Here is a 12,150-nt window from a genome sequence, read left to right as displayed (position 1 = left end):
CCAGGCGCTGAAGAGGGGGCACTCCCCCGCTAGCATTTCCGATGTGCCCTTTCTATGAGGCTGTCGAAGAGTTTTAGTCCTCTACGGAGCGGAATGCTACAACCGCGTTGTGACCGCCGAAACCGAAGGAGTTCGACAGTGCCACGATCTCACCGGCGGGCAGCTCGCGTGCCTCGGTCACCACATCCAGGTCAATCTGGGGGTCCTTGTTGTCCAGGTTGATGGTGCAGGGTGCGGTGCGGTGGTGCAGTGCCAGTACGGTGAGTACGGCTTCGAGTGCGCCCGCGCCGCCGAGCAGGTGGCCGGTCATGGACTTGGTTGCGGAGACAGCAATGTTCTTGGTGTGCTCGCCGAAGGTTTCGTGCATTGCGGTTGCTTCGGGCAGGTCACCGGCGGGGGTGCTGGTGGCGTGCGCGTTGATGTGCACGACGGTCTTCGGGTCGATGTTGCCGTCTTCGAGGGCTTCGCGCAGTGCGCGGGTTGCGCCGAGTGCTGCGGGGTCCGGTGCGGTGATGTGGTAGGAGTCGGCGGATACGCCGGTGCCTGCCAGTTCCGCGTAGACGCGTGCGCCGCGTGCCTTGGCGTGCTCTTCGGATTCGAGGATGAGTGCTGCTGCGCCTTCACCCATGACGAAGCCGTCGCGGTCGACGTCGTAGGGGCGGGATGCCTTTTCGGGTTCGTCGTTGCGGGAGGAGAGTGCCTGCATCTTGGCGAATGCTACCATGGGAAGCGGGTGGATTGCTGCTTCGGCGCCGCCGACGATGACGACGTCTGCCTTGCCGCTGCGGATCATTTCAGCACCGAGCTGCATGGCTTCGGTGGAGGATGCACATGCGGAGACGACGGTCTGCGCTGCGGCGCGTGCCTTGAGGTTCATGGAGACGGCTGCTGCGTTGCCGTTGGGCATGAGCATCGGGACAGTCATGGGGAGGACACGGCGGGGGCCCTTTTCGCGGAGGGTGTCCCATGCGTCGAGGAGAGTCCATACGCCACCGATACCGGTACCGAAAGCTACGCCGGTGCGTTCGGGGTCGACTTCTTCTGCGGATTCGGCATCGGGGGCGGAGAATCCTGCGTCTTCCCATGCTTCGCGTGCAGCGATGAGGGCGAGCTGGCCCGAGGGATCCAGGCGCTTTGCTTCTACCTTGGTGAGGCGGCCGGATTCGAGGGCGGGCACGGCGAGCTGGCCTGCAATGTATACGGGCAGGTCGTATTCCTTGACCCAGGGGTAGTCGAGGGTGGATACACCAGATACGCCCTTGGTTGCTTTTTCCCAGGTGGTGGGGACGTCGCCGCCAATGGGGGTGGTCGCGCCGAGGCCGGTCACCAGCACTTTTCGAGACATTGTGGCACTTTCTCTTCGGTGGTCGATTTGGTGGTTTATCCGGTGGTGTGTGGATAAAAACCTGTAGGGCCCGGGGTTTACAGTGGGCGTTTTCACGCCGTGGAGAGTGCAGTCATCGCACTCTGCGTGTTCCCGGGGGTGTGTTGGATTGAAAGCTGAGTGAATAGCGACGCGGCGCGGGCCGGTGAGAGCCCGCGCCGCCTCGTTATTGGTTATAGCTTAGGCAGCGTTCGCGATGAACTCGACTGCGTCGCCAACGGTCTTGAGGTTCTTGACCTCTTCGTCCGGGATGGTCACCTCGAACTTCTCCTCAGCGTTCACGACGATGGTCATCATCGAGATGGAGTCGATGTCCAGGTCCTCGGTGAAGGACTTGTCCAGCTGAACGTCCTCAACCTCAACGCCGGTCTCTTCGTTAACGATTTCTGCCAGACCTGCGAGGATCTCTTCCTTGTTAGCCATTCAGGGGCTCCTTTGTTGTTCGATGGTCATCGCACCCGCCGGGTGGGGGTACGCGTGCATTACCGAGTTTATCGTGTCTGCGTGGTGTACGCATGCGGCAACTCGGAGTTTAGGGGATGCTTTCCCGCTTTATTTTCTTTCTCGTGTACCGGCACTGTGCCGGTCGTGAGGGGCGGTGAGCATCGGGCTCCAGGGTTTTCCTTAGGGAAGGACGACTACCTGAGCTGCGAATGCCAGGCCGGCACCGAAACCAATCTGCAGGGCGAACTTGCCGGAGAGTTCCGGGTTCTCCTTGAGCAGGCGGTGTGCGGCGAGGGGAACCGATGCGGCGGAGGTGTTACCGGCATCAACGATGTCGCGTGCCACTGCCACCGTGTCGGGAAGTTTGAGGGTCTTGACCATCTGGTCAATGATGCGGGCGTTTGCCTGGTGCGGGATGAGTGCGCCGAGCTCGTCGGGGGTGATGCCGGCAGTTTCGAGTGCCTGCTTGGCGACCTTTGCCATTTCCCATACTGCCCAGCGGAAGACGGAGGGGCCGTCCTGGCGCAGGGTGGGCCAAATCTTTTCGCCTTCCTGCACGGGGTTTGCTACGAAGTCGCGGTTGCGGATATCCAACAGGGAGTGAGTCATACCCACAGTACCCCAACGGGAGCCGTCCGAACCCCACACAGTCGGTGCGATACCCGGCTCGTCGGAGACGCCTACAACTGCTGCGCCTGCGCCGTCGCCGAGCAGGAAGGAGATGGTGCGTTCGGTGTTGTCGATGAAGTCAGAGAGCTTCTCAACGCCGATGACCAGCACGTGCTTTGCGGTGCCTGCGCGGACGAGGGCGTCTGCCTGGGCGATGCCGTAGCAGAAACCTGCACACGCTGCGGAGATGTCGTATGCGGGGCATTTGGAGCCGATTGCGTCGGCGACCAGGGTTGCCAGGGAGGGGGTTGCGTAGGGGTGCGAGATGGTCGAGATGATGACCGCCTCAATGTCCTCACCGGCTACACCGGATGCTGCCAGGGCGTCCTTGGCGGCACCGATGGCAAGGTCGGCGACAGACTGGTTTTCGCTGGCGCGGTGGCGGGTTGCGATGCCGGTGCGCTGCTTGATCCACTCGTCGGAGGAGTTGATTGCCTCAACGATGTCATCGTTGGGGACGATGACCTCACCGCGGGCTGCGCCGTAACCGAGGATGCGGGAGTAGCGGTTGATTTCGTACTGCTTGAGGGTAGTCACGTATTCAATCCTTAGTGCTGATGCTCGCAAGACACTGTGTGCCTCGCATGTCTAAAGTGCATGTCTAGTGTGAAGGGTTCCTAGCGCGGGGAGGGCTGGGTGCTCTCCCCCCGGCGTTTAGCCCTTCAGCGAGGCGAGGTCCTCGGGAGTGTTGATGGAGGTGCCGGGCACGCCGCGCATCGCGCGCTTTGCCAGGCCGACCAGGGTGCCTGCGGGGGCGACCTCGATAATGCCGGCAACTTCACGCTCAAGCAGGGTTGCCATGCACAGGTCCCAGCGGACGGGGCTGGTGACCTGGGAGACGAGGGTCTTGACGAACTCTTCACCGGATGCCACGGCGGAACCGTCGCGGTTGGTCAGCAGTGCGGAGGTCGGGTCGGAGACCTGCAGGGATGCGGCGAACTCTTCCAGGGCGGGCACGGCGGGTGCCATTGCCTCGGTGTGGAATGCGCCAGCGACCTTCAGGGGGATGACGCGAGCGCGTGCGGGCGGGTTCGCGGCGAATGCCTCGATGGCGGGAATGGGGCCTGCGGCTACGATCTGGCCGCCGCCGTTGGAGTTTGCCGCGACGAGGCCTGCTGCGTCGATGGCTTCGCGGACGTTTTCTTCAACGCCGCCGAGTACTGCAGCCATGCCGGTCGGGGAGGCGGCTGCCGCCTCCGCCATGCTGTTGGCGCGCACGCGCACGAAACGCATTGCGTCTTCGTCGCTGAGCACACCGGCGAGTGCTGCTGCGGTGATTTCACCGACGGAGTGGCCCGCGAAGATGAGCTCTTCACCGTCGAGTTCGCGCAGGGCGAGGCGACCGGTGACGATGCCTGCAGCCACGATGAGGGGCTGGGCGATTGCGGTGTCTTTGATGGTTTCTTCTTCGGCTTCGGTGCCGTAGTGAATCAGGTCGATGCCTGCCGCTTCGGAGAGTCGTTCCAGGTGCTCACGCACACCTTCAATCTCGAGCCAGGGGCTCAGGAAGCCCTTCTTCTGGGAGCCCTGTCCGGGGCAAACGAGTGCGCGCATGCGGTGCGACCTTTCTGGTTTTTAGTACTCGTACGCGGTGCCATTATAGAGACGGAGACCACGGTTAGTCTGATACCTATGCTACCTTGCTCAGCCGCCCTGTATAAACATCACTGTGCAGAAACTTTGGGCTGCGCTGGGAGCCTAGACAGAGGTTGAACAGTGTATAGCTTAGAACGATTTCCCCCATTCGTACAGTTCAGCCACTCAAGGTTCAAATAGAGAGACATTAGACGGCGGCGCTCAGCGCACTATTTAGAGCACTATTCAAAGCACAGTCCAACACAGCCCAGCACACTCCCCCATATCGGTGCGCTCCCCTTTAGAGGCGCGAACGCCCTATGCTCGCGGATGCGCCCGCGCGTACGTCTCCGCCAGACGCTTCATCGACACGTGCGTGTAAATCTGCGTGGTCGCCAACGACGAATGTCCCAGCAGCTCCTGCACCGAACGAATATCGGCACCACCATCCACCAGGTGAGTCGCCGCCGAATGACGCAAAACGTGCGCACCCGACGCCTGAGTATTCTCCACCGTGCGCAACAGGCGGGTCAGGTCCTCACGAATCTGACGGGCATTCGCACGCCCGCCCCGAGGACCAATAAACAGCGCCGTCACGCCCTGGGCCCCCTCCGGAATCCACTGCGGACGACCATACGAAACCCAACGATTCAACGCCTTAAGCGCCGGGGTACCCAGCGGCACCACGCGCTCCTTATTGCCCTTACCCAGCACGCGCACCGTCTTATTCGCCCGGTCCACGCTCTGCAAATCCAGGCCGGTCAGCTCAGAAATACGCATGCCCGAGGCGTACAGCACCTCAACCACAGCTTCCAGGCGCAGCAGGCGCGCATCCCGAGGATCCTGCGCCCGACGCTCCTGCAGGGTAGTCAGCAGCTGGTTCATCTGCTCACGGCTCAGCACCGGCGGCAGGTGATTCTCCCGCTTGGGGGTGCGCATACCGCGGGTCGGGTTGGCGTGTACCAGCTCCTCTTCCTGAGCCCAGGTGAAGAACGTGCGCAGGGTCGAACCGCGGCGCGCCACCGTAGAACGAGCCGCCTGCCGCAGATGTAGCGAACCCAACCACTCACGAATCAGGGACGCATCAATGCTGTCCAGATGCCGCACACCGCGGCGCGCCATATAGCCGAAGAAGCCCTCCAAATCGGAGATATACGAGCGGATTGTCTCTTCGGAACGGTGCTTCTCGTAGCGCAGAAAACGCTCAAAACGGTCCAGGACGGGGCGGAACACCTCGCCGGAAACCCCTAGCGCCGATTCAGGCAGTGCAGAATCAGGTAGAGCAGAGCTCTCTACTTGCTCCGGCGCAAGCGTGCGGGTGTAGGTCACCGGCAGGGTCGTGGAGGGAGCCTCGTCCCGGTAATCTTCCCGGCTTTCGTTCCGGTTCTCAGCCCGGTTTTCGTGCTGGCGGGCGGGGGTCATGCGTCCCTCCTTTCGGGTTTCGGTCTGTCGACATTTTCTCCGCGCGTCTGCTGATAGCGCAGCGGCGGGGTAGGCTCCGCGCAAGTATGCGCAAGCCTACCCCAATTGTAGAGAGGTTCCACGCTCTCCACGTGCTGCCTTGTTATGACCGGCCGTCCCGTCATGCCCGACCGCCGCAACCCGCTACTGCCTGGATGTTCACTACGGGCGTTCAGACAGGGTTTTAGCGGGGTACTCAGCGGGGGCTCTTCTACGCAGCGACAGCCGGGCGGACCTTCCGCCAGCTCGTTCCGCTACTCTCCGCCAGACCGCAGCGACCCAGGTGGAACAGGTCAGCCATCACGTCGCGAGCGCTCAACCCGAGGGCTGCGGCAATCTCATCCACGCCGCGGTAGGAGCGCGGGCTCAAATCGTCCCAGACTCTACCCTGTCGTTCGGTCAGCTCGTCCAGTGCACTGGAGGAGGCAGCCTGATCCCATTCGCTCTCGTGCTCGGTGCCCAGCTCGAACCCCGCGGCGGCATCGTACTCGAGGATGTCGGCGGCCTCGGTGAGTGTTTGCGCTAGTCCATCGCGCAACAGACGGTTCGTTCCCACCGAGTTCGGCGAGTTAATCTGCCCCGGAACCGCCCAGAGGGTACGCCCAATCTCCATCGCGTGACGAGCCGTATTCAGGGCACCGGAACGCCAGCGCGCCTCCACCACAATGGTGTGCCGCGCCAACGCCGCAATCAGGCGGTTACGCTCCAGAAAACGCCAACGCGTGGGGGTGTTACCCACGCTCACCTCGCTCATGATGAGCCCGCGGTCAACAATCATATTCAGTGCATCCGAGTTCTGCGCCGGGTACAGCCGATCCAGCCCACCCGCCATGAAAGCGATGGTCGGCAGGTCGCTACCCTGCTGGGTCAGTGCCGCCCTATGCGCCGCAATATCAATGCCCATCGCACCGCCAGAAATCACCGTGTACCCGCGGCGCGCCAGCTCAGCGGCAAGGTGGGTCGTCGCCTCCGTACCGTAGATGCTCGGGTCACGCGAACCGACCAGCGCCACGCTCGGGGCAGAGGCCACATCCAGCAGGTGCCGCGAATCGCCTCGGCACCACAGCCCGTACGGTCGAGCAGGCCCCAAATCGTTCAGCTGCGGCGGCCACAGCGGATCGGCGGGAGTGACCAGCCACGCCCCGCAGGTTGCCGCCATGTGCGCCTCCGCGTTCAGGGTGCGTTCCATGCGGCGGTTCCAGCGCAGGCGGCGAGTCGCGAGCGCCTTGCCGAACTTATCGCGGCTCATCTGATGTTCGCCCGGCGTGTAGTAGCCATTCGCGCTACAGAACAGGGCGGACTCCCCTTCCGCGGGTGCACCCACCGAGTGCAGAAAATCGCTGAGCTGCGTATCCGGTTCGCCGTGCTCCCAGGTGTGCTCATCGGGGATGTGCCCGGTCAGCAGGTAGTGCAGGGTCAGCGGCGCTCCCAGGGTGGTGAGGGATTCGACCACGAGCTCATCGGCGGGCTCGGCGTAGCGCATCAGCTGGGCGGTGCAGCAGCGGATGTACTCGCGGCACGCCGCCTCAAGCTGCTCCGCGCTGAGGGCGGGATTGAACAGGGGCGCGGAATCAGAACCGCTGGAGGCGGTGCCCATCACAGGTTCGGGGCGCTCACCCTGTAGCGCCTCACCCTGTAGCCGCTCCCTCTGCTGTTCCTGCTGATTCATCTCATTCAGGTGCATCTCTTCCAGGTACACCGGGTTCAGGCAGGATGCGAGGAACCCCGGCAACCGCGCCGCGTTATACGGGCTCGGCGAAGGCTCCTGCCCCAGCGACAGGATATGCGCCACTCTCTCACGCGCCAGGGCGTGCGCATCCAGGGTGCGACCGGGCAGGCGAATCTGCAGTTCCTCCTGCACAAAATCCTCCGCCGCGCTCTCTTCAGGCGCGCTCTCCCCCGTTACTTTCTCTTCTGGCACACACTCGTCCGGCGCTGTTTCTCTCAGCCCATTTTCTTTCAATTCGGCCTCTTCAGCTCGTTTTCTGAGCTTCTTCTCACTCATGACGTTCTTCTCCTCTCGTGAGTGATTCCTTCTATAAACCGGCACGCTATGTCAGCTGGCCCTATTTCAGCTGGCGCATTATTTCAATTGCCCCTGCTGCCGCAGAAAAAGCGCCACATCCAGGTGCTCCCGGCTCGGGTAGGCGGCCCCCTCCAAATCGGCGAGAGTCCAGGCGATACGCAGCACCCGGTCGTAGCCGCGAGCCGTCAGCGTTCCGCGGTCCACGGCGGCGTTCAGTTCGCCGGTGAGCTTCGCATCCAGACGCAACGGACCGCGCAAAATCTTGCCGTTCATCTCCGCATTCGTCTTCAACCCGTACGGCTCCAGACGCTCCCGCTGAGCCTGTCGCGCCGCCATGACGCGCTCACGAATCTGCGCCGAACTCTCGTTCACCTGACCGCCCGCAAGCTCCGTGGACGACACCTTCGGAACCGTCACATTCACGTCAATGCGGTCCACCAGCGGGCCGGACAGCCGCCCAAAATAGGCGCGACGCTCACGCGGGGCGCACGTGCACTCCGTACCGGTGCCCACGTTCATGCCGCAGGGGCACGGGTTCGCCGCCAGGATCAGCTGAAACCGCGCCGGATAGGTCGCCGACGCGCTCGAACGATCCAAGGTCACGGTCCCCGACTCCAGGGGCTGACGGAGCGAATCGAGCACCGTGCGTTTGAACTCCGGCGCCTCGTCGAGAAAGAGCACGCCGCGGTGCGCTTTAGACACACAGCCCGGGCGGGGAATGCCGCTACCGCCACCAAGAATCGCCGGCGCGGAGGCGCTATGATGCGGCGCCTCAAAGGGCGGCTGACGCACCAGCTCGCTCAGGTGCTCCCCCGCCGAGCAGAGGGAACGAATAGCGGTCACTTCCATCGCGGCATCATTATCGAGGGTCGGCAGGATGCTCGGCAGGCGCTCCGCCAGCATGGTTTTACCCGAGCCGGGCGGGCCTGTCAGCAGCATATGGTGGCCGCCGGCAGCTGCAATTTCCAGGGCGAAACGGCCCTGTGACTGACCGGCAACATCGCTCATATCGGAGGGAATTTCAGTCGGTTTCGCTACCGGTGCGCTCGCCTCCGTCTGCGGGGCGGGCGGGTAGGTCAGCTTCTGACTCTCCGCGCCGAGCGCGGCAAAAACCTCAGCCAGGCAGCGGAAACCGCTCACCTGCGCGCCGGGAATGAGCGCCGCCTCCTCAGCGTTTTCGGCGGGCACAATCACGCGGTGGTGTCCGGCGTCCACGGCGGCTTTAACTGCCGGCAGGATGCCCGGCACGGGGCGTAGCGTTCCGTCCAGGCCCAGCTCACCCAGGAAGACGCTATCGCCGCTGGGGTGCAGTTTCTTCTCCGCCTGCAGCGCCGCAACCACAATGGCTAGATCGAACGCCGAGCCGCGCTTGGGCAGGGTCGCCGGGGTCAGGTTCACCGTAAGCCGGTGCTGAGTGAGGGTGATGCCGGTGTTTTTCGCTGCGGAGCGCACACGCTCTTTCGACTCGTTGAGGGCGGTGTCAGGCAGACCCAGCAGCACGAAGCCGGGCAGGCCCTGTGAGATGTCAGCCTCAACGTCAACAATGTGCCCGCGCAAGCCCACGAGCGCCACGGAATAGGTGCGTGCGAATCCCATTACGCCACCGCTTTCAGATGCTCGAAGGTAAAGGTTTCGCAAGTTCCGGTCACCGCAATTGCGTCGATGCGAAAGCGCGGAAAATCCAGGTTCTCGCGCAGCCTGCACCAGAGAATCGCCAGCGAGCGCGTGCGGCGCGCCTTATCACGGTCAATGGACGCGAACGGGTGCCCAAAGTCTTCGCTGCTGCGGGTCTTGACCTCAACGAAAACCAGTTCGTCCTCGGGGTCAATGGCGATCAGGTCGAGCTCCCCGCGAATCTGTTCGTGTTCCAGTCCAGCGGGCGGTCGCCAATTCCTCTCCAGAATCCGGTAGCCGTTCGTCTCCAGGATGCGGGCGGTCAGCTCCTCGCCCCACCTACCGACGCTGTGGGCGCGAGGCGAGGTTCTGCGGAGCAGGGGTCTGTTGGGTGCGCTTCGGGTTGCGGCGCGGGCTGTTATTCGGGCTGTTGTCATGGGTCTCTCCCCCGGTAGATAGCGGTAGTGCTTCTACTGTGCCCGCCGCGCGCGTGCCCGAACGCGGTTAACGAAAAACTGTGGATAACCTCGGTTCCCAGAAGGAATTAGAGGTTATCCACAGCCATTTATTTGAAATTTTGGGGCATATTTTTCAAAAACACCGCTCGAGTGCCGATTCGCCGCGTCATATTCGTGCTGGTTTATCACGCGGTTTCATCACCCAGCGCTGCCGCCCGGTAGCTCAGCAGCCGCCTGCTTCCCCCGGCAATGCGGTGAATCAGGCGTGAGCTAGGTGTTAAAGTCCGGCATTTCCGGCACGGTGAACTCCTGGTTGGGCAGGCGCTCCTCCACGTTCACGTCACGTACCGAGTAGGCGTGCACCTTCTTCACAAAGCGGTTGGAGCGGAATACATCCCACACCCACACGTCGCTCATGCTCACCTCAAAGTAGAGGGTGCCGTCCTGCACGTGCGGGGTGACGTCCACCTGGTTTGCCAGGTAGAAGCGTCGGTCGGTTTCTACCGCGTAGCTAAAGAGCGACATGACGTCTTTGTATTCGCGGTAGAGCGCCATTTGGGCGTCGGTCTCGTAGTTTTCGAGGTCTTCTGCGCTCACTGCTCTTCCTTTCCTGGTTAGTACTGATTCAGCGGTGGCACGTTAGGTTTTCGCCAGCTTCCGAGGCGCGGTTTTCAGGAGTGCCACGCGCCCTAGCCGCGCTGTGCCGCGGCGGCCTCAATCTGCTCGGCGGTCGCCGGAAGCGACCATGACAGTCGATGCTGCGGGCTGGGGCCCTGCACGCTAATCGCCTCGCGGTGAGCGGCGGATCCGTAGCCCTTGTTCTTTGCCCAGCCGTACCCCGGATAGCGGGTATCCAGCTGGACCATCAGCTCATCACGTTCTACCTTCGCTACCACCGATGCGGCGGCAATGGAGGCGCACTTGTAGTCGCCCTTAATGACCATGGTCACCGGCATCTGCGCGGGCTCATCTGCACCGCCTGCGCCTTCCCAAGCCTGGGCGAGCAGTGCGTTGTAGTGTGCCTGCGCCGGGTCCGGTGCCAGCGCACTGAACAGGTCTTCCTGCGGAGGGGTGAACCAGTCGTGCTTACCGTCCAACAGGGCGGCGTCGGCACGGTATCCGCGGCGCGCCAGCTCTGCGAGCGCACGCTGGGCGGCAAGCCTCAGCGAGAGGGTCATGCCGAGCCGGTCAATATCTGCCGGTTCCACGTGCCCGACCGCCACGGCGCACCACTGGCGGATTTCGGGAACCATGGATTCGCGGCGTGCCGGTGAGAGCGCCTTGGAGTCGATCAGCCCGCCCACCTCGAGGGTGGCGTCCGGGGTGAGGATTGCGACGCCCACGGTGACCGGGCCCGCCATGGAGCCGCGGCCTACCTCGTCGATTCCGGCAACCGTGCGGGCACCGGAGGCGAAGAGCTGCTGCTCGTACTCGAGGTCGGCGGCGGGCGGGGTTGTTTTCGCGGGCTTAGCTTGAGCGGGTTTCGTTGCGCTCTTCTGAGCGCTCACCATCATTGCCACGCTCGCTTATTCGCTCGGGGTGGAGGTCGGTGCGGGAATCGAGGAGAACACCGAGCTCTGATCCTGCAGCAGACCGAAGTGGTTCAGCGGCCACGCCACCACGAACACGTTACCCTGCACGTCGTCCTTGGAGATGAACGCGGTGCCGTCGCTAATGTGGTAGCGGGAGTCGGCGGAGTTGCTGCGGTGGTCACCCATCACGAAGTACTTGCCGGCGGGCACGGTCACCTTGAAGGGCATCTCCGAGGGCGGGTTGCCGGGGTACAGGTACGGTTCAGTAATCTCTACGCCGTTGACCTTGATTTTGCCGTTGCCGTCGCTTTCGACCACGTCACCGGGAGTACCGATAACGCGCTTGACCAGGAAGTTCGAGGAAGTATCCGGCAGAATACCCGCGAAGGACAGGGCGTCCTTGAGCGGGCTGCTGGTCTTCTGGGTGGAAGGAATCCAGCCCTGAGAGTCCTTGAAGACGATGACGTCGCCGCGCTTAGGCTCGCTAAAGTAAGAGCCCGCCACGTTAATGAACACACGGTCGTTGACCTGCAGGGTCTGCTCCATGGAGCCGGAAGGAATGTAGAAGCCGCGCAGCAGGAAAGTCTTGACCAGGAATGCGATGACCAGCGCGTAGAGGATGACGGTACCGCCCTCGCGTGCCTGCACCCAGAGCCATTCGCCGAGGCGGCCTTCTTCCTGTGCCTGGGAGTAGGTCAGCTCTGCCTGTTCGGCGCGCTTTGCCTTGCGGCGTTCCTTGGGGGTCATTTCGGAGAAGTCCTTGGTGGTTTCCACGTCTACGGCAGTCTCTTCTTCGGTGGTTTCTTCGCGCTCGGCATTCTTCGCTACGGCGCTCTGCTCGGCATCCGCCTTCTCAGCTGCTGCCTTTTCGGCGGCGAGGCGCGCGAAGTATTCTTCCATTTCGCGGCGCTCGCGGCGGCTTTGAGGCTGGTATCCCTCAGGGAAGGGGCTGGTGTTCGCAGTGTTCTTGTCGTCTGCCATGCTGGA

Annotated in this window: 12 protein-coding genes; 1 reads left to right on the top strand and 11 read right to left on the bottom strand. The window is 63.0% G+C overall.

Features of this window, described 5'->3' with window-relative positions:
* Positions 1–73: 73 nt before the first annotated feature.
* The 8 genes from fabF to HMPREF2971_RS03875 form a co-directional block, all read right to left on the bottom strand.
* Positions 74–1,345 carry a beta-ketoacyl-ACP synthase II gene (gene fabF, locus HMPREF2971_RS03910; RefSeq protein ID WP_070691474.1) on the bottom strand — a complete coding sequence of 424 codons (1,272 nt, stop codon included), beginning with the start codon at positions 1,343–1,345 and terminating at the stop codon, positions 74–76.
* A gap of 219 nt (positions 1,346–1,564) precedes the next feature.
* Positions 1,565–1,807, bottom strand: a complete 243-nt coding sequence (locus HMPREF2971_RS03905) for an acyl carrier protein (RefSeq protein WP_005507475.1) — start codon at positions 1,805–1,807, stop codon at positions 1,565–1,567.
* 201 nt (positions 1,808–2,008) lie between these two features.
* Positions 2,009–3,034, bottom strand: a complete 1,026-nt coding sequence (locus HMPREF2971_RS03900; protein ID WP_044150503.1) for a beta-ketoacyl-ACP synthase III — start codon at positions 3,032–3,034, stop codon at positions 2,009–2,011.
* Positions 3,035–3,151: 117 nt separating this feature from the next.
* Positions 3,152–4,051 carry an ACP S-malonyltransferase gene (locus HMPREF2971_RS03895; protein ID WP_070691472.1) on the bottom strand — a complete coding sequence of 300 codons (900 nt, stop codon included), beginning with the start codon at positions 4,049–4,051 and terminating at the stop codon, positions 3,152–3,154.
* 339 nt (positions 4,052–4,390) lie between these two features.
* On the bottom strand, positions 4,391–5,494 hold the full coding sequence (locus HMPREF2971_RS03890; protein ID WP_070691470.1) for a tyrosine recombinase XerC: 1,104 nt from the start codon (positions 5,492–5,494) through the stop codon (positions 4,391–4,393).
* A 250-nt stretch (positions 5,495–5,744) separates the two neighbouring features.
* Positions 5,745–7,394 (bottom strand): DNA-processing protein DprA, encoded by a 1,650-nt coding sequence (gene dprA, locus HMPREF2971_RS03885; RefSeq protein WP_246825030.1) that lies wholly within the window; start codon positions 7,392–7,394, stop codon positions 5,745–5,747.
* 222 nt (positions 7,395–7,616) lie between these two features.
* Positions 7,617–9,155: a YifB family Mg chelatase-like AAA ATPase gene (locus tag HMPREF2971_RS03880; RefSeq protein WP_049337706.1), complete on the bottom strand. Its 1,539-nt coding sequence runs from the start codon at positions 9,153–9,155 to the stop codon at positions 7,617–7,619.
* Positions 9,155–9,610, bottom strand: a complete 456-nt coding sequence (locus HMPREF2971_RS03875; protein WP_012903656.1) for a YraN family protein — start codon at positions 9,608–9,610, stop codon at positions 9,155–9,157. The genes HMPREF2971_RS03880 and HMPREF2971_RS03875 overlap by 1 nt, the downstream gene beginning before the upstream one ends.
* An 80-nt stretch (positions 9,611–9,690) precedes the next feature.
* Between HMPREF2971_RS03875 and HMPREF2971_RS09215 the strand changes: the two genes are divergently transcribed.
* Positions 9,691–9,900 carry a hypothetical protein gene (locus HMPREF2971_RS09215; RefSeq protein ID WP_141755851.1) on the top strand — a complete coding sequence of 70 codons (210 nt, stop codon included), beginning with the start codon at positions 9,691–9,693 and terminating at the stop codon, positions 9,898–9,900.
* A gap of 1 nt (position 9,901) precedes the next feature.
* Here the strand turns inward: HMPREF2971_RS09215 and HMPREF2971_RS03870 are convergent, their stop codons facing one another.
* The 3 genes from HMPREF2971_RS03870 to lepB all read right to left on the bottom strand — a co-directional run bounded on the left by HMPREF2971_RS03870 (position 9,902) and on the right by lepB (position 12,144).
* Positions 9,902–10,228, bottom strand: coding sequence for a DUF2469 domain-containing protein (locus tag HMPREF2971_RS03870; protein WP_049337707.1), 327 nt, complete (start codon positions 10,226–10,228; stop codon positions 9,902–9,904).
* A 92-nt stretch (positions 10,229–10,320) separates the two neighbouring features.
* Positions 10,321–11,151, bottom strand: a complete 831-nt coding sequence (locus tag HMPREF2971_RS03865) for a ribonuclease HII (RefSeq protein ID WP_049337708.1) — start codon at positions 11,149–11,151, stop codon at positions 10,321–10,323.
* Between the two features lie 6 nt (positions 11,152–11,157).
* The gene (lepB, locus tag HMPREF2971_RS03860; RefSeq protein WP_049337709.1) at positions 11,158–12,144 is read right to left on the bottom strand and encodes a signal peptidase I; all 987 of its coding nucleotides are present in this window, start codon (positions 12,142–12,144) and stop codon (positions 11,158–11,160) included.
* Positions 12,145–12,150 lie beyond the last annotated feature (6 nt).

The organism is Rothia sp. HMSC066G07 (genome assembly GCF_001814485.1).
Lineage (GTDB): Bacteria > Actinomycetota > Actinomycetes > Actinomycetales > Micrococcaceae > Rothia.
This window is presented reverse-complemented; position numbering and strand designations above follow the sequence as displayed.